26 protein-coding genes are annotated in these 24,823 nt (G+C 69.6%); 12 read left to right on the top strand and 14 right to left on the bottom strand.

The window, feature by feature from the left end:
* Positions 1-134 precede the first annotated feature (134 nt).
* Positions 135-1,178 (bottom strand): 3-isopropylmalate dehydrogenase, encoded by a 1,044-nt coding sequence (locus OG588_RS35380; protein ID WP_405950792.1) that lies wholly within the window; start codon positions 1,176-1,178, stop codon positions 135-137.
* Positions 1,179-1,340: 162 nt separating this feature from the next.
* Between OG588_RS35380 and OG588_RS35375 the strand changes: the two genes are divergently transcribed.
* Complete coding sequence (locus tag OG588_RS35375; protein WP_405950791.1) at positions 1,341-2,921, top strand: purple acid phosphatase family protein; 1,581 nt, start codon at positions 1,341-1,343, stop codon at positions 2,919-2,921.
* A gap of 75 nt (positions 2,922-2,996) precedes the next feature.
* Here the strand turns inward: OG588_RS35375 and OG588_RS35370 are convergent, their stop codons facing one another.
* Together OG588_RS35370 and OG588_RS35365 are read right to left on the bottom strand one after the other, a co-directional pair.
* Entirely contained in the window at positions 2,997-3,128 is a 132-nt protein-coding gene (locus tag OG588_RS35370; RefSeq protein WP_266862654.1) for a hypothetical protein, read from the bottom strand.
* A gap of 255 nt (positions 3,129-3,383) precedes the next feature.
* Positions 3,384-4,277: a LysR family transcriptional regulator gene (locus OG588_RS35365; RefSeq protein ID WP_405950790.1), complete on the bottom strand. Its 894-nt coding sequence runs from the start codon at positions 4,275-4,277 to the stop codon at positions 3,384-3,386.
* 104 nt (positions 4,278-4,381) lie between these two features.
* On the opposite strand from OG588_RS35365, the gene OG588_RS35360 reads away from it, so the two are divergent.
* Positions 4,382-5,383 (top strand): NADP-dependent oxidoreductase, encoded by a 1,002-nt coding sequence (locus tag OG588_RS35360; RefSeq protein WP_405950789.1) that lies wholly within the window; start codon positions 4,382-4,384, stop codon positions 5,381-5,383.
* 7 nt (positions 5,384-5,390) lie between these two features.
* On the opposite strand, the gene OG588_RS35355 is transcribed toward OG588_RS35360, so the two are convergent.
* The 6 genes from OG588_RS35355 to OG588_RS35330 all read right to left on the bottom strand — a co-directional run bounded on the left by OG588_RS35355 (position 5,391) and on the right by OG588_RS35330 (position 10,844).
* Positions 5,391-5,933: a GNAT family N-acetyltransferase gene (locus OG588_RS35355; protein WP_405950788.1), complete on the bottom strand. Its 543-nt coding sequence runs from the start codon at positions 5,931-5,933 to the stop codon at positions 5,391-5,393.
* A 24-nt stretch (positions 5,934-5,957) separates the two neighbouring features.
* A complete protein-coding gene (locus OG588_RS35350) occupies positions 5,958-6,824 on the bottom strand; it encodes an alpha/beta fold hydrolase (protein ID WP_405950787.1) in 867 nt (288 codons plus the stop codon).
* A 10-nt stretch (positions 6,825-6,834) separates the two neighbouring features.
* Positions 6,835-7,488, bottom strand: coding sequence for a hypothetical protein (locus OG588_RS35345; protein WP_405950786.1), 654 nt, complete (start codon positions 7,486-7,488; stop codon positions 6,835-6,837).
* Entirely contained in the window at positions 7,485-8,129 is a 645-nt protein-coding gene (locus OG588_RS35340; RefSeq protein WP_405950785.1) for an HAD family hydrolase, read from the bottom strand. Before OG588_RS35340 ends, OG588_RS35345 begins: the two co-directional genes overlap by 4 nt.
* An 87-nt stretch (positions 8,130-8,216) precedes the next feature.
* Positions 8,217-9,848 (bottom strand): L-glutamate gamma-semialdehyde dehydrogenase, encoded by a 1,632-nt coding sequence (gene pruA, locus OG588_RS35335; RefSeq protein ID WP_266862650.1) that lies wholly within the window; start codon positions 9,846-9,848, stop codon positions 8,217-8,219.
* Positions 9,849-9,917: 69 nt separating this feature from the next.
* Positions 9,918-10,844 carry a proline dehydrogenase family protein gene (locus OG588_RS35330; RefSeq protein ID WP_405950784.1) on the bottom strand — a complete coding sequence of 309 codons (927 nt, stop codon included), beginning with the start codon at positions 10,842-10,844 and terminating at the stop codon, positions 9,918-9,920.
* Between the two features lie 132 nt (positions 10,845-10,976).
* On the opposite strand from OG588_RS35330, the gene OG588_RS35325 reads away from it, so the two are divergent.
* The 7 genes from OG588_RS35325 (at position 10,977) to OG588_RS35295 (ending at position 18,357) form a co-directional block, all read left to right on the top strand.
* A complete protein-coding gene (locus OG588_RS35325; protein ID WP_405950783.1) occupies positions 10,977-12,212 on the top strand; it encodes a PucR family transcriptional regulator in 1,236 nt (411 codons plus the stop codon).
* 294 nt (positions 12,213-12,506) lie between these two features.
* A complete protein-coding gene (locus OG588_RS35320; protein ID WP_405950782.1) occupies positions 12,507-14,219 on the top strand; it encodes an Hsp70 family protein in 1,713 nt (570 codons plus the stop codon).
* A 9-nt stretch (positions 14,220-14,228) separates the two neighbouring features.
* A complete protein-coding gene (locus tag OG588_RS35315) occupies positions 14,229-14,993 on the top strand; it encodes a hypothetical protein (RefSeq protein WP_405950781.1) in 765 nt (254 codons plus the stop codon).
* Positions 14,994-15,008: 15 nt separating this feature from the next.
* Complete coding sequence (locus tag OG588_RS35310) at positions 15,009-15,713, top strand: vWA domain-containing protein (RefSeq protein ID WP_405950780.1); 705 nt, start codon at positions 15,009-15,011, stop codon at positions 15,711-15,713.
* Between the two features lie 11 nt (positions 15,714-15,724).
* Positions 15,725-16,747 carry a protein phosphatase 2C domain-containing protein gene (locus OG588_RS35305; RefSeq protein WP_405950779.1) on the top strand — a complete coding sequence of 341 codons (1,023 nt, stop codon included), beginning with the start codon at positions 15,725-15,727 and terminating at the stop codon, positions 16,745-16,747.
* Entirely contained in the window at positions 16,744-17,631 is an 888-nt protein-coding gene (locus OG588_RS35300; protein ID WP_405950778.1) for a hypothetical protein, read from the top strand. Before OG588_RS35305 ends, OG588_RS35300 begins: the two co-directional genes overlap by 4 nt.
* A gap of 63 nt (positions 17,632-17,694) precedes the next feature.
* Positions 17,695-18,357, top strand: coding sequence for an HAD family hydrolase (locus tag OG588_RS35295; RefSeq protein WP_405950777.1), 663 nt, complete (start codon positions 17,695-17,697; stop codon positions 18,355-18,357).
* Positions 18,358-18,363: 6 nt separating this feature from the next.
* Here the strand turns inward: OG588_RS35295 and OG588_RS35290 are convergent, their stop codons facing one another.
* The 4 genes from OG588_RS35290 to OG588_RS35275 form a co-directional block, all read right to left on the bottom strand.
* Positions 18,364-18,753, bottom strand: a complete 390-nt coding sequence (locus OG588_RS35290) for a hypothetical protein (protein ID WP_405950776.1) — start codon at positions 18,751-18,753, stop codon at positions 18,364-18,366.
* Between the two features lie 226 nt (positions 18,754-18,979).
* Positions 18,980-19,552 (bottom strand): DUF4240 domain-containing protein, encoded by a 573-nt coding sequence (locus OG588_RS35285; RefSeq protein WP_405950775.1) that lies wholly within the window; start codon positions 19,550-19,552, stop codon positions 18,980-18,982.
* Positions 19,553-19,658: 106 nt separating this feature from the next.
* Complete coding sequence (locus OG588_RS35280; protein WP_405950774.1) at positions 19,659-19,865, bottom strand: DUF397 domain-containing protein; 207 nt, start codon at positions 19,863-19,865, stop codon at positions 19,659-19,661.
* Positions 19,862-20,689: a Scr1 family TA system antitoxin-like transcriptional regulator gene (locus tag OG588_RS35275; RefSeq protein WP_405950773.1), complete on the bottom strand. Its 828-nt coding sequence runs from the start codon at positions 20,687-20,689 to the stop codon at positions 19,862-19,864. Before OG588_RS35275 ends, OG588_RS35280 begins: the two co-directional genes overlap by 4 nt.
* A 193-nt stretch (positions 20,690-20,882) precedes the next feature.
* Here OG588_RS35275 and OG588_RS35270 point away from each other — a divergent pair, with 193 nt between their 5' ends.
* Positions 20,883-21,068 carry a hypothetical protein gene (locus OG588_RS35270; protein ID WP_019058584.1) on the top strand — a complete coding sequence of 62 codons (186 nt, stop codon included), beginning with the start codon at positions 20,883-20,885 and terminating at the stop codon, positions 21,066-21,068.
* 251 nt (positions 21,069-21,319) lie between these two features.
* Complete coding sequence (locus tag OG588_RS35265) at positions 21,320-22,570, top strand: MFS transporter (RefSeq protein ID WP_405950772.1); 1,251 nt, start codon at positions 21,320-21,322, stop codon at positions 22,568-22,570.
* On the opposite strand, the gene OG588_RS35260 is transcribed toward OG588_RS35265, so the two are convergent.
* Positions 22,521-23,096, bottom strand: coding sequence for a TetR/AcrR family transcriptional regulator (locus tag OG588_RS35260; RefSeq protein ID WP_405950771.1), 576 nt, complete (start codon positions 23,094-23,096; stop codon positions 22,521-22,523). The genes OG588_RS35265 and OG588_RS35260 overlap by 50 nt on opposite strands.
* A gap of 98 nt (positions 23,097-23,194) precedes the next feature.
* Here OG588_RS35260 and OG588_RS35255 point away from each other — a divergent pair, with 98 nt between their 5' ends.
* Positions 23,195-24,757, top strand: coding sequence for an MFS transporter (locus tag OG588_RS35255; protein WP_405950770.1), 1,563 nt, complete (start codon positions 23,195-23,197; stop codon positions 24,755-24,757).
* Positions 24,758-24,823: the final 66 nt, after the last annotated feature.

Below are 24,823 nucleotides of genomic sequence, written 5' to 3'. Positions count from 1 at the left end.
CCGTGGACGAAAACGGCGTGAATGCGACCCAGGGATGATGGTGGCACCCGGCGGGGACGTAAGAAAAGCCGCCGGGTGCATATGCGACCCGGCGGCTTCGAAATACTGCGAGAGTTTTTCGAGTGGCGGCGGGGTCAGCCGGCTACTCGTACGGCGAGCGCGTCGCCGATCTCGGTGGTGCTGCGGGCGGGCTTGCCGGTGCGGTCCGCGAGGTCGGCGGAGACGGCTTCCTCGATGCGGACGGCCTCGGGCTCGTAGCCGAGGTGGCGCAGCAGGAGGGCGACGGACAGGACCGTGGCGGTGGGGTCGGCCTTGCCCTGGCCCGCGATGTCCGGGGCCGAGCCGTGCACGGGCTCGAACATCGAGGGGAACTCGCCGGACGGGTTGATGTTCCCGCTCGCGGCGACGCCGATGCCGCCGGAGACGGCCGCGGCGAGGTCGGTGATGATGTCGCCGAAGAGGTTGTCGGTGACGATCACGTCGAAGCGGGCCGGGTCGGTGACGAGGTAGATCGTCGCCGCGTCCACGTGGATGTAGTCGGTGGTGACCTCGGGGAACTCGGCCGCGACCTTGTTGAAGACGTTCGTCCACAGGTGGCCCGCGAAGGTCAGCACGTTGTTCTTGTGGACCAGCGTGAGCTTCTTGCGCGGGCGGGCCTGGGCGCGGGCGAAGGCGTCACGGACGACGCGCTCGACACCGAAGGCCGTGTTGACGGAGACCTCGGTGGCGACCTCGTGCTCGGTGCCCTTGCGGATCGTGCCGCCGTTGCCGGTGTACGGGCCCTCGGTGCCCTCACGGACCACGACGAAGTCGATCTCCGGCTCACCGGCGAGGGGGGTCGCCACACCCGGAAGCAGCTTGCTCGGCCGCAGGTTCACGTGGTGGTCGAAGGCGAACCGGAGCTTCAGCAGGAAGCCGCGCTCCAGCACCCCGGACGGAACACTCGGGTCACCGATCGCGCCCAGCAGGATCGCGTCGTGCGGCTTCAGCGCGGCCAGGTCGGCGTCGGTGAGGGTCTCACCGGTGGCGTGGTAGCGCCGGGCGCCGAAGTCGAACTCCTTGGTCTCCAGCTTCACATCCTGCGGAAGGACGGCGGAGAGGACTTTGAGACCTTCGGCCACGACTTCCTGACCGATGCCGTCACCCGGGATCACTGCGAGATCGATGCTGCGAGACATGCCCGACACCGTACTCCGCGTCCCATGGGATGACACCGGGTGTCCATGATGCGGACGGGTGCGGACGGGTACGGATGGTTCTCGGGCGCCGATGTCGGCCGTTCGACCGGTGTTCACCCCATTGCCGGGAGGCCGTTGGACTTCTGGGGGAGCTTCATCGACATGGAGACACCCGACTGCGGCATCCCGGAACACCTCGCGGCCCGGATGAGCATGGCCGAGCAGTACGAGTACCTGCGCACGAAGCTGACCAGGCGCCGCACCCTGGTGACGGCGGGCGCGGTGGCGGCGGGCGGGCTGCTGACGGGGTGCGCGGCCGGTGGCACAGGAACCAGCGACCAGAAGGCAGCCGCCGTAAAGACGAATGCCCCCGCCACGTCGAAGGTGCCCGGCGCCGTCGTCACCCCCTTCGGCCGCCATCTCGCCTTCGGCGCCGACCCGAAGACGGAGATGCGGATCTCCTGGCAGGTGCCGTTCGCGGTCAGGAAGCCGTACGTGCGCGTCGGGACAAGGCCGGACGACCTGAGCCGCCGGATCACCGCCGAGGTACGCGACCTGCACACCCCCGGACTGACCGGCGTCCGCCCGGCCGTCGAGCAGTACTACGTCCACGCGGCGCTCACCAACCTCCGCCCCGGCACGACGTACTACTACGGCGTCGGCCACGAGGGCTACGACCCGACGGCACCGGCACACCGCCCGACGATCGGCTCGTTCCGTACGGCACCGGCGAACCCCGAGAAGTTCGTGTTCACGGCCTTCGGCGACCAGGGCGTGAGCAACGCGGCCGCCGCCAACGACCACGTGATCCTGCGCGAGGACCCCGCCTTCCACCTCCACGCGGGCGACATCTGCTATGCCGACACCAACGGCCAGGGCAAGACGACCGACGGCTACGACCCGACGTACTGGGACCTGTTCCTCAAGCAGAACGAGCCCGTCTCCCGGTCCGTCCCGTGGATGGTGACGACCGGGAACCACGACATGGAGGCCTGGTACTCCCCCGACGGCTACGGCGGCCAGCTCGCCCGCTGGTCCCTCCCGGAGAACGGCTTCGACCCGTCGCACGCGCCGGGCGTGTACTCCTTCGTCTACGGCAACGTCGGCATCGTGGCGCTGGACGCGAACGACGTGTCGTACGAGATCACCGCCAACCTCGGTTACACGGACGGGAAGCAGACGAAGTGGCTGGACGGCAGGCTGCGTGAGCTGCGGGCGGCGAAGGGGGTCGATTTCGTCGTCGTCTTCTTCCACCACTGCGCCTACTCGACCTCGCAGCACGCATCCGACGGCGGGGTACGGACCGAGTGGCTGCCGCTGTTCGCGAAGCACCAGGTGGACCTGGTGATCAACGGGCACAACCACGTCTACGAGCGGACCGACGCGATCAGGGACAACGCGGTCGGCAGGGCGGTACCGATCGGCGCGTCCACCGATCCGACGAAGGACGGGATCGTCTACGTCACGGCGGGCGGCGGCGGGCGCGATCTGTACGGCTTCCCGGCGGGCGTCAAGGAGAGCTACGAGGGGCACGTCACGCGGCACGGGACGGTCGACACCGTGCAGTGGGCGAAGGGGCAGCACACCAAGGCGGAGACGGTGGAGTGGTCGCGGGTGCGCTACCGGGGTTTCTCCCTCCTCTCGGTGGAGGCGGAGAGCGGCAGTACGCCCCGGCTCAAGGTCTCGGCCCTGGACGGGGACGGCAAGCGCATCGACCACTTCGAGGTGCGGCGCGGTCACTGAGACCGCGCCGCACCCCGTGCGGGCGCGGCTCCCGGCTTGTGGGCGTGCTCTAAGACTTCAAGGCGTTACGTCGGCTCAGTGGCCGGTCTCTCCGCCGTTGTCCCGGCGGTCGAGGGCGCGCTGGAGGGCAGCGGCGGCGTTCTTGCGCTCCGACTCGCTCGTGCGGGGCACGTGGCGGACTCGGCGGCGGGCGGTCGTCTCGGCCATGGGGAACCGACTCCTTCGATAATTCCTGGAGTACTGAAGGGGGTTACGAGACTCCCCCACTGCCTAATGGGCGTGGGAGGTGCCCCCAGAGAGACGGGGAGCGACGGACCACAGGGGTTGCCTGCACGGTGTCCGGCTCACGACCGCCATTCGCTTGGTCTAGCGAGACGTTCGGCTCCTACAAAGCTAGGACAGGACCGTGCATCTGTCTCCACAATTACTCGGACTTCCTACTATCTGAGACGGTGAAACGAGTCACACGGCGCTGACCTGCGGTTTCCTTCCGGCCCGGAGTTCGCGGACGAGGGCCCTGACGGCCGTCGTCGCCGCCAGTTCGGGAGTGGTCACATAGCCGACCTTCCGCGTCGGCCGCCGCACCCCGAGATCGGTGACCTCGACCGAGGGCGGCGCCCCGGTGAGGGAGAGCCTGGGCATGATGGCCATGCCGAAACCGCTGCCCACCATGGAGAGCACCGCCCCGTCGTCCTCGGCGCGCACCGTCGCCGCCGGGATCCAGTCCTGCGCGGCCCACCAGGCGCGGGTGTACGAGGAGCAGTTCTCGGCCCAGTCGACCAGCGGCAGCGAGCGCGGCGCCGGGTGACCGGCCGGGTGCACCAGCGCGTACGGCTCTTCCAGGAGTACGTCGCCCACCAGCCCCGGCGGGACCGGCTGACCGGTGCCGACGGTCGCGATACCGAGGTCCGCGCGCCCCTCGGCCACCTCGCCGGCGGTGCCGGGCCCGATCTCGCGGACCACCCGCACGGTCGGCTCGATCCCGGGGTGGGAGACGGCGAGGCGCTCCAGCACCGGCGGCAGCAGATGCAGGGCCGCGCTCCGGAAGGCGGCGATGCGCAACGGCCCACCGACCACGGCCGCCTGGACGCCCCGCGTCTCGGCGACCATCACCTCCAGCATCCGCAGCACACGGCGTGCGTGCGCGACGGCCCGCGCACCGGCGGGCGTGGGCCGGGCACCGTACCGCCCGCGCTCGAACAGCACGACGCCCAGCTTCCGTTCGATGCCGCGCACCGCGTGCGAGACGGCGGACTGGGTGCTCCCGAGCCGGGCACCGGCGGCCGAGAAACCACCCTCGTCGGCCACCGCGACCAGGGTCCTGAGCTCCTGCGGCGCAAGATCGACAGACTGCACTCGGGGTCTCCCACCTGCTGCTATGAGGATGATTCATGGACCGACTCGTTCCATGAGCGCAACCCTCTCCCCGACCCCCGCATTCCTGCCTACGGTCCCGTCCCATGACCAAGTCCGACATCGCGCTCACCGTGCACCAGACGTCCCGCCCGACCGGCTTCCCCACGCCCGCCCATTTCCGCTTCGTGGAGTCACCCGTTCCGGAACCGGCTCCGGGCACCGCCCTGGTCGAGAACCTCTACTGGTCCGTCGACCCCTACCACCGCGAAATGATGGACGGCGACTTCGAGTTGAACGCCCCGCTGGAGGGCCGCGCCCTCGGCCGGATCGTCGCCTCCCGCGACCCGTCACTGCCCGAGGGCGAGATCGTCTTCCACCGCGAGGGCTGGCGCACCCACTCGGTCCTGCGGCCCGAGGAGGTCCGCCGGCTCCCCCACCACGACGGGGTGCCCCTGTCCGCCTACCTGAGCGTGCTCGGCGGCACCGGTCTGACGGCGTACGTCGGCCTCACCCGGATCGCTCGACTCCGCGAGGGCGACGACGTGTTCGTGTCCGCGGCGGCGGGCGGAGTCGGCACGGCGACAGGACGCTTCGCGAAGCTGCTGGGGGCGGGCCGGCTGATCGGCAGCGCGGGATCGGCTGAGAAGGTCAAGTACCTGACGGGGCACGTGGGTTACGACGCGGCCTTCGACTACCGCACCGCCCCCGTGGCCGAACTCCTCGCCGAAGCTGCCCCCGACGGCATCGACCTGTTCGTCGACAACGTCGGGGGCGACCAACTCGCCGCCGCGGTGGGCGCGTTGCGCGAACGCGGGCGAGTGGTGCGCATCGGCACGGTCGGCCAGTACAACACCCCGGACGCGCCGCCCGTGCTCTTCAACCACGCCGATGTCGTGGAGAAGAGCCTGCGCATCGAGGGCTTCCTGGTGCGCGACCACCGGGACGCGCAGGAGGACTTGTACGAGTTCGCCGTACCGCGGCTGCGCGCCGGGACGCTGGCCCTGGACGAGACGGTGGTGGACGGCTTCGAGCTGATCGTGGAGGCGTTCCTGTCGATGCTGCGGGGCGGGAACACGGGCAAGATCCTGGTACGGGCGGCAGCGTGACGGATCGTCAGAGCACGTCCCCGTCACGCCAGTCGAAGAGGAGGTCGGCGCCGAGGTCGAGCGGCCCGCCGAGCGCGGGTCTGACGTACGTGCTGTCCTCCTCCTCGGGCAGATGGACGATCCCGTCCGGCCCGAGGGCGGAGATCTTCCCGCCCCACAGCCGCCAGCCGCGCACGGTGTAGAGCCGGGCCCCGTCGTCACTGGCCCCGAGCAACCCGACGTCGTAGGCGTGATCGACGATCCGCTCCAGCTCGGCCATGACCAGCCCCCCGTACCCCTTCCGCCGGGCGTCGGGCCGCACCCCGACCCCCTCCACGTACCCGACCCGCAGCCAGCGCCCCCGATACCGCACCCGGCGCATCACGACCGAGCCGTGCGCGAGGAGGAGCCCGGTGTCGTCGGCGAGCAGCGCGTGGACGCCGCCGAGGCCGTGTTCCCAGTCCTGGTCGGTGAGGTCGCCGCCGAAGGCCGCGTCGAGCAGTTCGCGGGCGGCGCGGAGGTCGGCCGGGGTGAGGTCGGCCGTGTGGACGGTGCGCATACGGATGGTCACGGGGTCAGTATCGGAGACGGGGGCTCAGAGCGCTGCCGTCATCACCGTCATCACCGCATCGCGAAATCCGTGCGGGTCCTCGACCCAGGGGAGGTGCCCGGCGTTCGGCAGGGTCACGCGGCGCACGCGGGGCAGTGCCCGCTCCAGCGAGTCGACGGCCGACCGGGGCCGGATGTCCCGCTCCCCGTCGACGATGAGCACCGGCAGGTCGAGGGCCTGGCAGGCGGCGTACAGGGCGGGGGTGCCGGTGGTCTGTCTCGCCTCGGCGTTCAGGGCTTTGTTGCAGGGGAAGTTGATCGGAAACCAGGGGTCGGCCATCCGCTCCGCGTGCTCGACGGCCCGCTCGCGGTCAGCGAAGTCGGCCGACCATTGGAGCACCGCCCGTTCACGGCTCTCGCCGGGCAACTCCCGCCAACGGGCGAGCCGTTGGGGATCTTCGCCGAGGCGTGCGACGAGGTTCGCCTCGTAGGCGCCGTGCCAGTCGGCGTCCGGACCGATGCCGGTGCCGCTGACGTAGATCAGCGCGGCGACCCGATCCGGGTGGGCGAGGGCGTAGTTCAGGGCGAGCGACGCGCCCCAGGAGTGGCCGAGCAGCACGGTCCGCTCCAGCGCGAAGTGTCTTCGTACGGCGTCGAGATCGGCCACGAACCGGTCGGTGGTCCACGGCCCCGCGCACGGATCGGATCGCCCGCAGCCGCGCTGGTCCCAACGGACCACCGTGGCCCGGTCGTCGAGCATCCCGGCCACGTCCTCGAACATGTCCCACAGCCCGGGCCCGCCGTGGCACAGCACCAGGGGTGTGGTGCCGGGTGTGCCACGGCCGGTCCGGGAGGCCCACAGCCGTACTCCGTCGTCCGCCGTAACCGTGTCGTCGTTCCGCGTACGGGTCATGGAGGTGTCCCTAGGCACTGTGGGTCGCGCTACGGATCGCGCGCCATCGGCGGAGGAAGAAGCGCAGGAAGAGCGCCTCGGAAAGGACGGCGTACAGGAACACGGCTCCGGCGACGAGGCAGTCACCCAGGAGACCCGGGCCGGATGCCAGGCGTTCGGCCAGGAAGTAGCCGCCGAGGCTCTCGCCGAGAACGCCCGTGCTCAGTATGAACACGACCGTGGCGATGTACGGGTAGCCCATGTGGGTGCCAGACGCGATGAGCCGGGACTCCCAGCCGAGCAACTCCCCTTCCCCCAGGACCCCGTTGATCTGACGCTCGACCATCGCGACGCCCCGGCCCGCCCGTTGGGAACGGTGGTACTCGCCCAGCCAAATCAGCAGGCTCGCCTTCGAGGCACCGGGGACGAAGACCAGACAGGCGGGAATCAGGATGCCCCGGGGCAGGTCGGAGCTGAACATCGCGGCGAGAACGACGGCGAGGGAGGTGAACGCGAAGTTCATGATCTGGATGCGGTTACTGATGGCCTGCAGGCTCTCCGTACGCAGCGAGTTGTATTCGGCGAGCAGCGCCGTCAGCGCCGGTGAACCCGCAGGACTGGGCGGCGGCCTACGAACAGCGGCCTTGCGTGGAGCAGGCGTTGACGGTGATGGCGGGTCAGTCACCCAGTGATTGTGTCCAGCAACTCCGCCGACGACACACCGGCCGAGTCCATGAAAGCGTAGGGGACCGCGCGGAAGCCCAGCGATCGAGCACGGGCCAGATTGGCCGGGCGGTCCTCCACCAGCAGGGTCGCCGGCGGACTGGTGCGCTCCGCGACGACGTCCAGGAGCCCACGTCCCGAAGTGCCTTTGGTAACTCCCAGACGACAGGACAGGAAGACCAGTCCGGGATCGACCCACCGGCCAAGACCGAGCCGCTCTGCCTGCTTCGCGTACCAGAAGGTGGTGTTGTTCGAGGCGATGCCCACCGGGCGAGCTCCCCCTTCGGAGGCGGCGGCAAGGAACTCATGGGCCACCGGGTTCGCCACCAGCAACTCCCCCTCCAGTTCCGCGATCAGCTCCGGAGGGATGACTCGGTCCAGTTCCAGAGACAGCGCCTGCCAGTACTGTGCCTCCTCCGATTCCCGCACACTGAACCAGTTCCAGAGCCGCCGGCCGATTCTCTCTACGAACGAGGGGTCGAGTCCCCACCGGTCCGCGAGCCCTGCCCCCGGGGTCAGTAGCAGCGACTCCCAGGGGTCGCAGAAAAGGACGTTGCCGAGATCGAAGAGGATCACTGACGGATCGTCGTTTTCCGCGCTCATCTGGAGAACCCCCTCGTGTAGAGGTACAGGACGGCAGCCGGGATGCGCGACGCAAGCATGCCGCACATCCCGACTCCCGGCAGACGCTCAGCCCATGTGCGGGTACGTGTAGTCCGTCGGCGCCACCAGGGTCTCCTTGATGGCGCGGGTCAGGGTCCAGCGCATCAGGTTCTGCGGGGCGCCGGCCTTGTCGTTGGTGCCGGAGGAGCGGCCGCCGCCGAAGGGCTGCTGGCCGACTACCGCGCCGGTGGACTTGTCGTTGATGTAGAAGTTGCCGGCCGCGTAGCGGAGCTTCTCCATCGTGTAGGCCGCCGCCGCACGGTCGTTGGCGATGACCGCGCCGGTGAGGGCGTAGTCGGACACCGACTCCATCTGGGTCAGCATCTCGTCGTAGTTCTCGTCCTCGTAGACGTGGACCGCGAGGAACGGGCCGAAGTACTCCGTCGTGAAGACCTCGTTGGTCGGGTCGCTGCACTCCACGACCGTCGGGCGGACGAAGTAGCCGACCGAGTCGTCGTACGAACCGCCCGCGACGATCGTGCAGTTGGGGTCCGCCTTCGCGCGGTCGATCGCCGCCTTGTTCTTGGCGAAGGAGCGCTCGTCGATGACCGCGCCGATGAAGTTCGACAGGTCGGTGACGTCACCCATCGTCAAGTGGTCGACCTCGGCGGCGAATTCCTCCTTGAAACCGGAGTTCCAGATCGACGCCGGGATGTACGCGCGGGAGCTCGCGGAGCACTTCTGGCCCTGGTACTCGAAGGAGCCCCGGGTCAGCGCCGTCTTCAACACGGCGCGGTCCGCGCTCGGGTGGGCGACGACGAAGTCCTTGCCGCCGGTCTCGCCGACCAGACGCGGGTACGAGCGGTACTTCTCGATGTTGTTGCCGACCGTCTTCCACAGGTACTGGAAGGTCTTGGTCGACCCGGTGAAGTGGATGGCGGCCAGGTCGCGGTGCTCCAGGGCGACCTTCGAGACCTCGATGCCGTCGCCGGTGACGAGGTTGATGACGCCCTTGGGGAGACCCGCCTCCTCCAGCAGCTGCATGAGCAGGACGGCGGAGTGGGTCTGCGTCGGCGACGGCTTCCAGACGACGACATTGCCCATGAGCGCCGGGGCCGTCGGCAGGTTGCCCGCGATCGCCGTGAAGTTGAACGGCGTGATCGCGTAGACGAAGCCTTCGAGCGGGCGGTGGTCGAGGCGGTTCCAGACGCCCGCGGAGTTCGCCGGAGGCTGCTCGGCGAGCAGGTCGCGGGCGTACTTGACGTTGAAGCGCCAGAAGTCGACGAGCTCGCAGGGGCAGTCGATCTCGGCCTGCTGGGCGGTCTTCGACTGGCCGAGCATGGTGGACGCGGCGAGGGTCTCGCGCCAGGGGCCGGAGAGGAGTTCGGCCGCGCGCAGGATGATCGCGGCGCGGTCGTCGAAGGACATCGCGCGCCAGGCGGGCGCGGCGGCGAGGGCCGCGTCGATCGCGTCCTGGGCGTCGTCCTGGGTGGCGTTGGCGTACGTGCCGATGCGGGCCTTGTGGTTGTGCGGCTGTACGACGTCGACGCGCTCGCCGCCGCCCAGTCGCCGCTCGCCGCCGATGGTCATCGGCAGGTCGATCGGGTTCTCGGCCAGTTCCTTGAGCTTGACCTCAAGACGGGCCCGCTCGGGAGAGCCGGGCGCGTAGCCGTGCACCGGCTCGTTGACGGGGGTGGGGACCTGGGTCACAGCGTCCATGAGATCCGTAACTCCTTGTACGTGAGCGGGTGTTGGGGTCAATCCCTGGTCGGCCTCGGTCGGCCTCGGTCAGCCCTTGGTGAGGGTCGACCGTGCGAAGAAGAGGAGGTTGGCCGGCTTCTCCGCCAAGCGGCGCATGAAGTATCCGTACCAGTCCGTGCCGTAGGCCGTGTAGACGCGCATCCGGTGACCCTCGGCGGCGAGCCGCAGGTGCTCGTCGCTGCGGATCCCGTAGAGCATCTGGAACTCGTACTCGTCGGGCTTGCGGCCCGCGCGGCGGGCGAGTTCCTGGCCGATGGAGATCAGGCGCGGGTCGTGGGAGCCGATCATCGGGTACCCCGTTCCCTCCATCAGGATGCGCAGGATCCGGACGTACGCCTTGTCGATCTCGTGTTTCTGCTGGTAGGCGACCTCGGCGGGCTCCTTGTACGCGCCCTTCACGAGCCGGACGCGGCTGCCGGCCTCGGCGAGGCGGCGGGCGTCGGACTCGGTGCGGAAGAGGTAGGCCTGGATGACGCAGCCGGTCTGCGGGAAGTCCTTCCGCAGTTCCTCGTGGATCGCGAACATCGAGTCGAGGGTGGTGTGGTCCTCGGCGTCGAGCGTGACGGTCGTACCGATGGCGGCGGCGGCCTCGACGACGGGCCTGACGTTGGCGAGGGCCAGCTCGTGGCCGCCGTCCAGCGCCTGGCCGAACATGGACAGCTTGATGGACATCTCGGCCCGGGTTCCCAGCTCCAACTCCTTGAGCCGGTCGACGAGTTGGAGATAGGCGTCGCGGGCGGCGGCGGCCTGGTCCGGGGTGGTGATGTCCTCGCCGACGACGTCCATCGTCAGCTCAAGGCCCTTGGCGGTGAGGTCCTGGACGATCGGCACGATCTCGTCCACGGTCTCGCCGGGGATGAAGCGGTCGACGACCTGCTTGGTCACAGGCGCCGCCGAGATCAGCCGACGCATCTGATCGCTGCGCGAGGCGGCGAGAATCACGGGACCCAGCACGGGGGTACCTCCAAGCAGTCGGACATACGGGAACCACCGTGAAACCTAGGGTTGTCTCCGATCGTCGACCATCGACAGCTGTCACGCATCCGTGCCGCAGATCTCAGACAGATGTATGAAGGCGGCGCGGGAATGCGGGAGAATGCCCGGGTGACATCCGATTCCAGAGGCGACTACCAGGAGCTCGTGGACGAGATCTCGGAGCTCCTCGGCGCCCCCGCGACCCTGGAGAACCGCGACTTCGAGCTGATCGCCTTCGGGGCCTACGACGGTGAGGGCGACCTGGACCCGTCCGCGCTGGACCCGGTCCGCACCCGCTCGATCCTGACCCGGCGCTCCACGGCGGCGATCCGCACCTGGTTCGAGGGCTTCGGCATCACGCGCGCCACCGGCCCGGTCCGCATCCCGCCGACCCCCGAGGCGGGGGTCTACCGCGGCCGTATCTGCCTCCCCGTACGCCATCGGGGTGTCGTCCTCGGCTACGTCTGGCTCCTGGACGACGACGATCCCGGCCCCGCCGTTGCCCAGCTGGACGCGGCGATGGAAGTGGCGGCCCGGATCGGCGCGCTCCTCGCGGACGAGGCCCAGGCGGGCGCCGACCTCACCCGTGAGCTGCGGGAGGTCCTCACCGCCGAGCGCGGCTGGCAGCGGGACATGGCGGTGGCCGCCCTCCGCACGGCCCTGGGCCCACGCGGCGACGGCCCGCACGCGGTGGTCTGCGTCGCCCCCTGGCCGTCCGCCGACCCGGACGACGCCCCCTCCGCGCGTACGGTGCCGCACGCGACCGCGCTGTGCACGGTGCCGTGGGGCGCGGCCGGGCAGCAGAGCCTGGCGGTGCTGGTCCGGCTGCGCACTACGGACGTACGGACACCGGCGGCGAGTGCGGCGGCGCGGGTGCTGGGGGATGTGCGGGGGGCGGGACCCGGCGGCACCTCGCAGCCACCGGCCGACGGACGCGCCCCCGTCGCCGGTATCGGCGCCCCCCGCACCGGTCTCACCGATCTCGGTGTCGCCTGGCAGGAGGCCACGGCCGCGTGTCGGGCGGGGCTGGCGGAGCCGCGGTTCGGGGCGGTGGTCGAGTGGGCGGAGATCGGGCCGTACCGGCTGCTGGCCGCGCTGCCGCCGGAGGCCGCGCACGATCCGGTCGTGGCGCCGCTGCTCTCCCCCGCGCACCATGAACTCGCCCGTACCGCCGAGGTGTACCTCGACCGGGCGGGCCAAGCGGGGCGTACCGCGGCCGAGTTGGGGATCCACCGGCAGACGCTGTACTACCGGCTGTCCCGGGTGGAGCAGTTGACGGGGCTGGATCTGGACGACGGCGAGGACCGGCTGCTGCTGCACATGACGCTGAAGAGTCACCGCCTGTGACGATCGCGCCCTGCGCGGGGCGGACGGGTCACGAAGGGATGACGTCAACTACGCAGCGCCACCGGCCGTATGCGTATTTGAACTCATCACCCTGTCCGAAAAAGGCGATCTTGTGCAACGCTCTTCGCACGCCCAACAGGCAGCGTGAGCGGGGGAGTTAGTAGTCACGCGAGTACTGAAGCGTGCCGTGGTCCGTCTGGGGCCGGACCCGGCATCTCCCTTGTGCACACGCATGCGCGCCACCACGTCCGACGGGGGTCGTGGGCGGCGCGTCGACGGGCTCAGGGGGAGATTTTGACGATCAGGGTAGTGGCGGCCGTCGACTTCGGAACGCATGGGTCCGGTTTCGCCTGGTGTCCCGTCGACTCGGTCAACGACGAGGCCGACCGGAAGATCTACTACTTCGACCAGTGGCAGGACCAGCCGGTCGTGTACCCGAAGAACCTCACCGCGCTGCTCCTGGACGGCCAGGACAAGGTGATCGACTGGGGGTACTCCGCGCGGCGCGCGCTGTCGAACGCCGGGATGCGCTCCGGCGCCGGGGACCTCCGGCTGGTCCAGGGTTTCAAGATGTGGCTGCGCGCCGGTGACACACCGGCGAACGGACACCTCAACGGCACACCCCAGAAGGCCCTGCCGCTGATCGCGGCCTATCTGCGGCGGCTGCGGGAGGTGGCCGTCCAGCACATCACGGACGGCGGGTACCGGGAGGACGAGATCCGCTGGTGCCTCACCGTCCCCGCGATGTGGACGGAGTACCAGCGCAACGCCATGCGCAAGGCAGCCGAGCGCGCCGGGTTCCCGGCGACACCGGACCGGCTGCTGCTGATCACCGAGCCGGAGGCGGCGGCCATCCACGCCTTCGCGCGGACCCCGGCCGGCGCGGCCGAGCTGCCGATCATGGTGGTGGACTGCGGCGGCGGCACCGTGGACATCGCCGCCTACCGCCCCGAACCCGGCGGCAGGCTGGCCCAGTTGGGGCATACGGCGGGCGGCGACCTCGGGTCGTCGTACATCAACGAGCGGTTTCTGACCGGGGTGGTGAAGCCGCGGTTCGGGGCCGAACTCCTCGACCACATCGAGCAGCACGCGCCGGACGCCCTGCAAGAGATGCTGGACGCCTTCGAGGGCGCGAAGCGGCAGCACGACATCGGCCGGGACACGCCCCTGTCGATCACCATCCCGGGGAAGATCTACCAACTGCTGCACAGCCGGGGCGGGTTGCAGCGGCTGGCGCGGATGCAGGGCGGCCAGGACTTCCACGTGCTCGTGGACTCCGCCGACGCGGACAAGCTGTTCGACGGAGTGGTCCGGCCGCTCACCAACCTCGTCGCCGAGCGGATCGTCGACATGCGCAACCTGCTGGGCGACCGCACGGCGGGCATCCGGATCGTCCTGGTCGGCGGTTTCGCCCAATCACCTTATCTGCGCAGCCAGTTGACGGCCTTCCTGCAGAAGCGGTACGGCTCCGCGGTGGAGCTGCTGATCCCGCCGGACCCGGCGCGGGCGGTGCTGGCCGGGGCGGTCCACTACACGTACCAGCCCAGCGTCGTCTCCTCGCGCACGGTGGAACTCACCTACGGCATCAGTTGCAGCCTGCCCTTCGAGCCGGACGTGGACCCCGCGCGGCTGCGATTCGTGGACGACCGCGGGATCTTCAGGTGCCGGGACCGGTTCCTGGTGTTCGTGCGCAACGGCGACTCCGTGGACATCGACCAGACCGTCAGCAACGAGCTGGTGCCGATCCGCAGGGACCAGTCCGACATGAGTTACGACCTGCTGGCGACCACCGAGAAGGACCCTCGCTACTGCACCGGCCCGGACGTGCGTGTCCTCGGCACGGTCACGGTCGACCTGGGCAGCGCCATGCGGCTGCCGATCGACGACCGGAAGGTGGACATCTCCATGTGCTTCGGCGGTACGGAGATCCAGGTGACGTCCCGCAACGTCCACACCGGCCACACCCTGCGGACGGCCCTGTCCTTCAATCCCGACACCGGTTCGTGAGGCGGCGAGATGACGATGTATCAGACACGTCCCGACGGGGAGCAGCCGCAGGATGTCGCGGGTGCGATGGCCCAGTACCTCGGGGACATAGGCCACAGATTCGGCGTGTACGCGGACCAGTTGCGTCAACTCTCGCAGCAACGGCAGGAGAACATCGGCCAGTTGCGCGCCGAGCTGCGCGAACAGGACGCGCGGCTCAATCAGTTGCTGCAACTCCACAACCAGCTCCGGGAGGAGCTGAGCGGCGCGGCCGAGGAACGGCACCACGCCCTGGCCGCCGACTTCAAGAATCTGGTGCAGCTCGAAGTGCTGCCCACCTGTATGCAGGTGGAGGCCTGCTGCCCGAGCGCCCAGGAGATCGACACGCAGTGGCGGCGCATGACCCTCACCCGACGGCTGTGCCGGGTGCTGTTCGGCGCTCTGCCGGCCATGAACAGCGAAGTGCGCACTGTGTTCAAGAAGTTCGTCGAGAGCGCCGGTCCTGAGGTCGAGAAGCAGGTCGTACCGCTCGCGGAACCCCTGTGCGCGAAGGTGAACGCCCTGCGCGCCGCGATCGCGGAGACGGGAACCGCCTTCCGCTGGGACTTCGAGGTGCTGCCCAACAGCGTCTACTCGCCCGAGAAGCACCAGTTGTGGCAGACCGCGTCCAGCCAGTCCCTGGTCCAGTACGCCGTCATCCCCGGCTACGTCGTACCCGGCAGGCCGCCGTACGTGCAGGCGACGGTCTTCACGGCCCTGCTCGCACAGTTCGGCACCCCAGTCCATCAACCCTGAACCCCGGGAGACACCATGCCCGCGAAGGCCATTCTGCTGCCGTTCTACGTGGTCGTCGACACCTCTCTGTCCATGTCCGGCGAGCCGATCGACGCCGTCGGCAACATCATTCCGACCCTGTGCGACCTGCTGCGGGAGAACCCCACCCTGCGTGACAAGATCCGCTTCAGCCTGGTCGAGTTCTCGTCCCGGGCCGATCTGCGGGTGCCGCTCAGCGATCTGCGCGATGTGCAGAAGCCGCCGTTGCTGACCGCCGACGGGGCGACCTCGTACGCGGCCGCCTTCCGCCTCGTACGCGAGCTGATCGAGACGGACACCGAGCAACTGCGGGCCGACGACTTCTCGTTCCACCGGCCGGCGATCTTCTTCATCACCGACGGGGAGCCGACCGACGCCGACGACGTGTGGCACCGGGAGTTCGACACGCTGGTGACCGGCCCGAACCGGCCGAACGTCGTCCCGTTCGGGGTCGGCGAGACCAATCCGACGACGCTGGCCGAACTGGTCCACCCCAAGGACCGGTTCCACGCCTACACGGTGGCGGAGGGGCACACCGCCGCGGACGCCATCAAGGAGACCACCCAGGTGCTGATCCAGAGCGTCCTGGCCTCGGCCAAGGGCACCGAAGAGGGCGCCGACGGCTTCGTCCTCGACCGCGACTTCCAGACCGAGGCGGTGATCCCCGTCCCCATGGACGAGGACATCCCCTGGAAGGACTGAGGAGACACCGGATGACCGCGAAGAGCATCGACGGCGTGGAAGGCGTGGACGGTATCGATGACGTCGGCGACATCGGCGATACCGCCCCCGAAGACCTCACCCCCTGCACCTTCCGGATCGGCGACCCCGGCTCGCACGAGGAGGTGCTGCCCCGGCTCGCCCTCCCGGCCGAGCCGCACGCCGAGTACGGGAACTTCCCGGTGCCCGTCTGCCCCGGCTGGCGCAAGCCGGACACCGTGTTCGACGGGGCGCGGCACGGCACGCTGACCGTACGGGCCGCCAGCACACGCGGCGACGGCCACCGACACGGCGGCACACCACGGCAGGACGACTACTGCCTCTACGGCACCGACGACTGGCTCGTCGCGGCGGTCGCCGACGGGGTGTCCCAGGGCGCGTTGTCGCATCTCGCGGCGGAGGCGGCGGCCGAGACCGGCTGCCATGCCCTGGCGACCCAACTCCGGGCGGGCGTCGCGCCCGAGGAGCTGGACTGCGAGTCCGTGCTGCGCGACAGCGCCAAAGCGGTGGTCCGCGCGGTCCATCACTCGCTGGCCCGGGAGACCGGGGAGACCGGTGTGCTGGCGCTGGGCGCGGTGGCGCAGCTGGCCTCGGCGGCCGTGGTGTACGCGGTGGTACCGGTCGGCGCCGGAACCGAAGTCGGCCGGGAGGCACTGCTGTTGTGGGTGGGCGATGTCACCGCCTGGACGCTGAGCGACGCAAAGGGCTGGCTGCCGCTCACCGAACTCAAGGCGGACGGCGGCAAGAAGGTCGTCACCGGCGCCACGGCCGCGCTGCCGCTGCTGGGCCGGGAGTCCTGGCACCGGGCGATGTTCACGCTGGCGGCGGACGAGGCGGTCGTACTGATGACGGACGGGGTCGGCGACGCCCTGGGCGACGGCAGCGGCGAGGTGGGCGCCGCCCTGCACTCCGCGTGGCGACGGCCGCCGGAGCCGCACGCGTTCGCCGCGCAGGTGGACTACCAGCGCTCCACCTTCACGGACGACCGTACCGTCGTGGGGATCTGGTCCTCATGATGTTCTCCAGCCGTGACCACCTGGTCCTGACCAGGGACAAGATCGGCACCATGGAGCCGCTCGACCGGGGCGGCCAGGCCCTGGTGTACGCCGTCCCGGACCTCGAACTCCCGGACTGCCCCGGCCCGTTGGTCTACAAGGAGTACCACCAGTCCCTGCCGGACGGCTTCGCCGAACCCATGCTGGCCATCGTCGCCCTGCGCGAACGCCTCACGCCGAAACAACGGCAGATCCTCGACGAACGGACCATGTGGCCCGTCCGCCTGGTCCAGGACGGTTCCAGAGCCTGCGGCATCGTGATGCGCCGCATCCCCGACCGCTACTTCCACTCCTTCCAGCGTTCCAACGGCGAGATCGTGCGCCGCCCGCGCGATGTCCAGCATCTGATGGCCCCGCCGGAGGACAACAAGGACGCCGGCATCGTCCCGGCCAGGCTCGGCCAGCGCGGCGCGCTCTGCCGCGAACTGGCCGTCGTCCTGGGCCTGTTGCACGGCATCGGCGTCGTCTACGGCGACCTCAACCAGCGCAATGTCCTCTACTGGTCGGATCCTGGGGGCGGTTGCGGCCTGGTAGTCGTGGACTGCGACGCCGTCCGCGCGACCGGCAGCGTCTCCCCACTCCCCCAACTCCACGTCGCCGACTGGGCACAGCCGGAGGCCGGCTCGGTCCAGAGCAAGGCCTCCGACCGCTACAAATACGGTCTCTACGTCCTGCGTACCCTGGTCGGCCGAGAGATGGGCAGCGTCAGCCGCGACCCCACGGACCTCCAGGGCACCCTGAACCAGACCGGCCTCCACCTCCTGCGCCGCGCCCTGTCGGACCAGCCGTCGGATCGCCCGTCGATGCACGAGTGGTTCCGGTACTGGAACTCGGTGATGTCCTAGGGGGCTGCCACAGGGGGCCCAAGTCGCAGGCATCGCCGGGCAGATGATGATCCACTGTCCGGCATGCCGCTGCTGATGCTGGACCTGGACAACACCCTGGTCGACCGTGACGCCGCGTTCGGGAAGGCGGTGCGGGAGTTCCTGTCCGCACACGGCCTACCGCCGGACGACCTCACCTGGCTGATGGCGGCAGACGCCAGCGGCTACACCCCGAGGCAGGCCCTCGCGAGGACCATGACCGAGCGCTACGACGGGACCGTCCCCGCCGACGCGATCCACACCTTCCTCGACCGGGGCGCCGCCGACCACGTCACCCTGGACGAGCCCACCCGCGACGCCCTCACGAAGGCCGTCGCGGCGGGCTGGACATGCGTGATCGTCACCAACGGCCGTGTCTCACAACAGGAGTTGAAGATCCGGAACACCGGACTGGACAAGCTCGTCCACGGCTGGGTGATCTCCGAGTCGGTCGGCCACAAGAAGCCCGCCCCGGAGATCTTCCACGCAGCTGCGGCCAAGGCCGGGCAGCCCCTTCACTCGTCGTGGCTCATCGGCGACTCGGCACCCGCCGACATCGGGGGCGCGGTGGGCGTGGACGCGTGCAGTGTGTGGGTGTCGAACGGCCGCACATGGACCGAGACGGCATTCCGCCCCACACACATCACCGTCGACGCCGCGTCCGCGATCCATCACGTCATCGGTGCCCCGGAAACAGCTTGTCGGTAAGGGACTTCAGCACTGCCGTAGACCGGGCGCCGGGTCCTGCCCGGTCGAGACGTCGACCGCGGGGACGTTGCCCCAGGCGCCGTTGTCGAGCTGGGTCCAGTACCAGATGTCGTTGCCGCCCGGGTGCGGGTCGCCGTGACCCCAGCACTGGAACAAACTGAAGGTCCCGTTCAACTGCCCCCGGTTCGCGGAACGATAGGACCGGTCCGCGTACCCCTTCGCCCCGGCCTTGTTACCGCAGTACAGCCGGGCATCGGAACGCACACCGCACTCGGCCCTCACGGACTTCACCGTGGTGGCACCCGAGGTCGCGCTCGCCGGCGACTGCGCCGAAGCCATCCCCAGCGCCAGCGCGCCCGCCATGGCCAGCATGCTGATCTTCTTCCGTACGTTCACTGCCTGCTCCTCGCTGCGTGCGGTGCCTGCTTGCACGGCGATCATGGAGGAGGCCCGGAACCACCCGCAGCGGCCATACGGGCGAACGGCGTTGATGCCGCCCGTGCGGGTGACGGGGTACGCCCCCGGCGGATGAGGGGGCGTGCGCGCCGTCGCAAGCGGACGTGCCGTAGAGGCGGGTGGAGGTGCGGGCGTCACGTCTCCTACGGCCGTCCCGGTGTCGTTCCTACGCCACGGGGAACATCCCGCTGAGCCGGGGCAGCCGCCGCTCCGCCTCCGCATCGTCACTCGCGTCCCAACGTTCACCGGCCGGGTCCAACGACCCGTAGTCATCGCCCCGTTGAGCGTCGACGACACCGTAGAAGTCGTGCTCGCTCCTACCCGTCACCTGCGTGAAGGCCCGGAGCGCCGCGTAGTCCAACTCCTCCCACACGAGCCACTCCTCCTCGTCCCAGGCCTCCGGCTCCCGCCCCACCAGCCGTACGACCTCCGGAAGTTCGGCCAGCGCGTCCGGATCACGGGCCACCCGCTCGAACGCGTCCCGCCCCAACCCGACCAGCCAGAGTTGGAAGTAGAAGAAGCTGTCGTCGGAGCACCAGCCCATGATCCGATCCGCCGCGGCCCACAACTCCCAGGTGAACGTGGGGTTCAGCACCCGGCCCAGGCATATCTGGAACTCCACGATCTCCGGCTCGGCACAGCGCGCCAAGTGCCCGGACAGCCACACCACTCGCTCGTCAGGGTCGGGCGTCCGCCGTCGGCAGCTCTCGATCAGGTTCCAGAAGGTCTCGTCGTCCACGGCCGCACTATGGCAGGCGGCACTGACATCGCCCTCCGGGTGGGTAGGTAGGGTGCAGAAGTGTGACACTTTCCGGCAAAGTGTCACACTTCCACGAAGAGGGTCCTCACCGGCGGGCGTCGGCGGCCTTCAGGCTCGTCACGAAGGAGGAGAAGGCCCCGGCAGGGAGGTCGAGAACCGGACCGCCAGGGTTCTTTGAGTCGCGGACGGGGACCACACCACGCGAGGCGACGAGGTTCGTGGCGACCTCGATGCACTGACCGCCGTTCTCGCTGTAGGAGGAGGTGAACCACTGTGGGGTTTCGGTCGTCACGGGGTGCCCTTTCGTAACTGGCTGATCATGGCCACGGATTCAGCCTGCGAGCAGGCCTGGGCCTGTAGTTGATGGTAGGACGTGAGGATCGGCAGTACGAACGCGCTTTCCCGTTCGAGATGGCCCCGGTGGGCGGACTCCGCGTAGGACACCAGCGAGCGGTCCGGCAGCGTCAGCAGCGACACCGGCAGAGTGAACGGCCGTCGCTCGCCCATCGCGAACGGGGCGACCTGGAGCACGGTGTTCGGCAGCTCGGCGAACTCAAGCAACCGGTCCAACTGGCCGTTCATGACGGCGGGTTCACCGACAGGGCGACGCAGACAGCTCTCGTCCAACACGACGAATACCAACGGTGCAGGGGTCCTCACCAGCGTGGCCTGCCGTTCCGCGACGAGCGTGACACGTTCCTCGGCCTGATCTTCCGTGATGGCTCCGCGCCTGACGACGCCCTGCGCGAGGACGGCCGCGTAGTCCGGCGTCTGGAGCAGACCGGGGACGACACCGACCTCGTACAGCCGGATCTCCGCCGCCTGCGCCTCGTGGTCGATGAACTGCGGGAACCCTTCGAGGAGTCCGGCATGCCGCACCTTGCGCCAGGCGCGTTCGAAGATGTCACCGGTGCCCAACGCCGCGTCGGCACTCCGCGCGAGACGCAAGGTAGGAAGTTTGCGCCCGACTTCGACCGACGAGATGTGCGTACTGGAGTACCCCATCTCCTCGGCCAACTTCTCCTGCGTCCAGCCGCGTTCCTCCCGTGCCCTGCGCAAACGTGCGCCGAACGCCGCCTGGGGTGAGCTGTCGGGATCCAATTCCCTTCGGTTCAAAGGACTTTCACCAACCTTTCGTCCTGGTCCGAGAAGTTGAATGCTTCCCGGCCGACCGTCACGCTGAACCCCCTGAGTAGTGGAAGCGCTACGGAGAGGAGCGGCCGTGCCCGACGAGAACGTACCCGTGAGATCCGAGCCCCCTCCGCCGATTTCACCGAATCCGCCAATTCCGCCTCTCGGCACGCTCGTTGTGGACGCGCAGGGCCGGATCGGGGAGTTCCGCGGCGAGTGGTGCGGCGCGTGGTCCCTGCGCAGGGTCACCGGCGGGACGGAATGGACGGTGTCCCCCGAGGACGTACGACCCCCCACCCCCGAACAACGCCTGCGCGCCGAGACCGCCCGCGCGAACGCCAGAAGCCGGGGTGAGCTGCTGTGACGGTCCCAATCCGCCGCACCTTCCGCAACCCCAGACTTGGGCCTTCACCCACCTCCGCGAGCATCCCGGGCACACCAGCTACGCCGAACTGATCGAACGCCCATGGGTGATGTGGGAGGGCACCCCGACGTGACCGACCGCCCAAGTCCAACTCCGCCTGCGCGGCCCTGACAGCACAGGCCAACCAATCCAGTCCAGTGGCCCGGAATTAGAGCTGACCGACGCCACGCCGGGACCCTACTGTCGATGCCATGACGACCGGGCCGCGCCCCAAACCCCCCTCCCCCGAGGCCACTTCGAACGTGCGGCCCCCACCCCCGCTCCTCACCCGCCCCCTCCTCCTCCGTTTCGTCAGCATGGTCGGCGCCAGTCTCAGTTTCTTCCTGCTGCTGTCAGTCGTACCGGCGTATGCGGCAGAGCGCGGCGGCGGAGGCGCGGCCGGCCTCGCGACGGGTTCGTTGATGCTGGCGACGGTGCTCGGGGAGTTGGGCACGCCTCGGCTGGTCGCGCGCTTCGGGTATCGACTGACCCTGATCACCGGGCTGTTCCTGCTCGGGGCACCGGCGTTGGTACTGACCGTCTCCGGGCAGGCCGTGTGGATCGTCGCCGTGTGCTTCGTACGGGGGCTCGGTTTCGCGCTGACGATCGTCGCGGGCGGGGCACTGACCGCGTCGCTGATCCCGGACGAACGACGGGGCGAGGGACTCGCGTTGGTGGGTGTGGTGTCCGGGGTGCCGTCCCTGGTCGCGCTGCCGCTGGGCCTGTGGCTGGCCGGGCGCGTGGGCTACGGGCCGGTCGCCGTCAGCGGCGGCCTCGCCGCACTGGCCGCGATCGCCTTCGTCCTCGGACTGCCGGACCGGGCGGAGCGATCGGACCGAGCGGACAGTTCCGAGCGACCGCTCGGTGTCGTACGCGGGCTGCGAACAGGCGCCCTGCTGCGGCCAGTTGTGGTCTTCGCGGCCACCGCCACCGCCGCCGGCATCGTGGTCACCTTCCTGCCGCTGGCCGTCCCGTCGGCGTCGGCCGGAGTCGTCGCGGTGGCGCTGTTCATGCAGACCGCCGCCTCGACCCTGACCCGCTGGCTCGCGGGCCGCCACGGCGACCGGCACGGCAGCGCGCGGCTCGTCTTCCCCGGCCTGCTCCTGTCGGCGACAGGCGTCCTCGTCATAGCCCCAACTGCCAACCCTGTAGCGGTAGTTGCGGGCACCGCCCTGTTCGGCGCCGGCTTCGGCATCACCCAGAACGCCACGCTGGCCGTGATGTACACCCGCGTCTCCGCCGCCTCGTACGGCACCGTCAGCGCCCTGTGGAACCTGGCCTACGACGGCGGAATGGGCGTAGGCGCGGCGGGCTTCGGCATCGCGGCAGGCCTGACCGGCTACCCGTGGGCGTTCGCGCTGACGGCCTTGCTGATGCTGGCGGCGGTGGCACCTGCGATACGGGACCGGCAGGTCACTCCGCCTTCCGCACACCCTCCAGCACCTGCCGCAGACCCTCGGTGAGCTGCCCCGCGTCGGGCGCGGCCTTCGGGTCGAAGGTCCACTGCATGATGAGGCCGGACATCACGATCATGTAGAACGAGCCGAGTGTGTCGGCGGTCTCGTCCGACACCTCCTCCTCCGGCACGCCCATGAGCAGCGACACCAGCCCTCGGCCACCCTCGCGCTGCGCGAGCGACAACTGGTCGCGAACCTCCGGCAGTTGGTCGCCCATCGCCATGATCTCCCCGCTGAGCCGCCACATCGAGCCCGGCTCGCGGAGCGAGGCGACGATGTTCGACCACACCTCCCTGAACCGCTCCAGCGAGCCCGGCGCCCCTTCGAGCCCGTCTCCCCACTCGAAGGACATGCCGTCCACCAGTGACACGTACGCCTGCGCGAGCAACGCGTCCTTCGAGCCGTAGTGATAGCCGATCGACGCGAGGTTGGTCCCCGACTCCTTGACGATGTCGCGCGCAGTGGTCCGCGCGAACCCCTTCTCCAGCAGGCAGCGCTTCGCGCCTTCGAGCAGATCCTCACGGTGTCCCATGCCTCCCACCGTACCGCCAGTTCCATACAGCCGTCCCAGACGGATGACTTATACAGTCGTTCTAGACAGACGTTTAATACGTGCGTACATTCACTGTCATGACGAATCCGAAGCACTCACCGAACCCCCCGGGCACCCCCAACTCCCTTGCCGGGCACCGCGAATGGACCGCCCTCGGCGTCCTGATGCTGCCCCTGCTCCTCGTCTCGATGGACGCCTCCGTCCTCTACTTCGCCATCCCGGCGATCAGCGCGGACCTGGAGCCCAGCGGCACCCAGCAACTGTGGATCTTCGACATCTACGCCTTCGTCCTGGCCGGCCTGCTGATGACGATGGGCTCGATCGGCGACCGCATCGGCCGCCGCCGGCTCCTCCTGATCGGCGCCGCGGCCTTCGGCACCGCCTCGTTCATCGCGGCCTACGCGGACAGCGCCGAGACCCTGATCGCCGCCCGCGCGGTCCTCGGCATCGGCGGCGCGACCCTGATGCCCTCGACGATGGCGCTGCTGCGCACGATGTTCACCGACCCCGGCCAGCGCGCGAAGGCGATCGGTCTGTGGTCCGGCGTGATGACCGCGGGCGTCGCGCTCGGCTCGGTACTCAGCGGCGTCCTCGTCCAGTACTTCTGGTGGGGCTCGGTCTTCCTCATCAACCTTCCCGCGATGGCCCTGCTCCTGCTCATCGGCCCGTTCCTGCTCCCCGAGTCCAAGAACCCCGCCCCCGGCCGCTTCGACTGGCCGAGCGTCCCGCTGTCCCTGGCCGGCGTCCTGCCGGTGATCTACGGCCTCAAGGAGATCACCTCGGAGGGCTGGCACGCGCAGTACGTGGTCTCGATCACCGTCGGCCTGCTCTTCGCGTCCCTGTTCGTCCACCGCCAGCGCACCACCGCCTCCCCGATGATCGACCCGGCCCTCTTCCGGGCCCGCGGCTTCGGCCCCGCCGTCGTCATGAACCTGGTCTCCACCTTCGGGATCATGGGCTCGGCCTTCTTCACCACGCAGTACGTGCAGTCGGTGCTCGGCAAGAGTTCGATGGAGGCGGCGCTGTGGGCACTGCTCCCCTCGGCCCTGGTCGGCGTGGCAGCCCCGCTGGCAACGACCCTCGTCCAGAAGGGAGTCGACCGCGCCCACGTCGTCGCGGCCGGCTTCACCCTCGCCTCCGGCGGCTACGGCATGCTGACCCTGGCCGACACTGACTCCCTCTGGCTGGTCCTGGCCGCCGCCGGCGTCCTCGCCTCCGGGATCGTCATGGTGATGTCCCAGATCATGGACCTCGCGATGGGCAGCGCCCCGGTGGAGAAGGCGGGCGTCGCGTCCTCCCTGATGGAGACGGGCGCGGAGTTCGGCGGCGCCCTGGGCATGGCCGTCCTGGGCTCCATCGGTACGGCGATCTACCGCCACGGCATCCCGGCCTCGGCCCCCGCCCCGGCCCACGAGACCCTCGGCGGCGCCCTGGCCGTCGCCCGGCAGCTACCGGGGCGCACGGGAGACGCCCTGACCGCGACCGCCCGGGAGGCCTTCACCGACGGCATGCACGGGGCGGCGATCGCCGGGGCGGTGCTGCTGCTGGGGGCGGCGTTCGCGGCGGCGCGGACCCTGCGGGGCATCCAGGTGAAGACACCCGAGCCGGTCGCGGCAGAGCCGCAGAAGGCGGAGGTGTGACCCCCAACTACACAGAAACGCCGGGTGGGTTGAGGATTCTCTCCTCAACCCACCCGGCGTTCACGT

Origin of the sequence: Streptomyces prunicolor (assembly GCF_045162825.1) — a bacterium.
GTDB classification, from domain to species: domain Bacteria; phylum Actinomycetota; class Actinomycetes; order Streptomycetales; family Streptomycetaceae; genus Streptomyces; species Streptomyces prunicolor.
This window is presented reverse-complemented; position numbering and strand designations above follow the sequence as displayed.

Coding starts and splice junctions, on each gene's coding strand:
- OG588_RS35380 (WP_405950792.1), bottom strand. CDS start 1,178: ATGTCTCGCAGCATCGATCTCGCAGTGATCCCGGGTGACGGCATCGGT.
- OG588_RS35375 (WP_405950791.1), top strand. CDS start 1,341: ATGGAGACACCCGACTGCGGCATCCCGGAACACCTCGCGGCCCGGATG.
- OG588_RS35370 (WP_266862654.1), bottom strand. CDS start 3,128: ATGGCCGAGACGACCGCCCGCCGCCGAGTCCGCCACGTGCCCCGCACG.
- OG588_RS35360 (WP_405950789.1), top strand. CDS start 4,382: ATGACCAAGTCCGACATCGCGCTCACCGTGCACCAGACGTCCCGCCCG.
- OG588_RS35350 (WP_405950787.1), bottom strand. CDS start 6,824: ATGACCCGTACGCGGAACGACGACACGGTTACGGCGGACGACGGAGTA.
- OG588_RS35340 (WP_405950785.1), bottom strand. CDS start 8,129: ATGAGCGCGGAAAACGACGATCCGTCAGTGATCCTCTTCGATCTCGGC.
- pruA (WP_266862650.1), bottom strand. CDS start 9,848: ATGGACGCTGTGACCCAGGTCCCCACCCCCGTCAACGAGCCGGTGCAC.
- OG588_RS35325 (WP_405950783.1), top strand. CDS start 10,977: ATGCGGGAGAATGCCCGGGTGACATCCGATTCCAGAGGCGACTACCAG.
- OG588_RS35315 (WP_405950781.1), top strand. CDS start 14,229: ATGACGATGTATCAGACACGTCCCGACGGGGAGCAGCCGCAGGATGTC.
- OG588_RS35310 (WP_405950780.1), top strand. CDS start 15,009: ATGCCCGCGAAGGCCATTCTGCTGCCGTTCTACGTGGTCGTCGACACC.
- OG588_RS35305 (WP_405950779.1), top strand. CDS start 15,725: ATGACCGCGAAGAGCATCGACGGCGTGGAAGGCGTGGACGGTATCGAT.
- OG588_RS35300 (WP_405950778.1), top strand. CDS start 16,744: ATGATGTTCTCCAGCCGTGACCACCTGGTCCTGACCAGGGACAAGATC.
- OG588_RS35295 (WP_405950777.1), top strand. CDS start 17,695: ATGCCGCTGCTGATGCTGGACCTGGACAACACCCTGGTCGACCGTGAC.
- OG588_RS35265 (WP_405950772.1), top strand. CDS start 21,320: ATGACGACCGGGCCGCGCCCCAAACCCCCCTCCCCCGAGGCCACTTCG.
- OG588_RS35260 (WP_405950771.1), bottom strand. CDS start 23,096: ATGGGACACCGTGAGGATCTGCTCGAAGGCGCGAAGCGCTGCCTGCTG.
- OG588_RS35255 (WP_405950770.1), top strand. CDS start 23,195: ATGACGAATCCGAAGCACTCACCGAACCCCCCGGGCACCCCCAACTCC.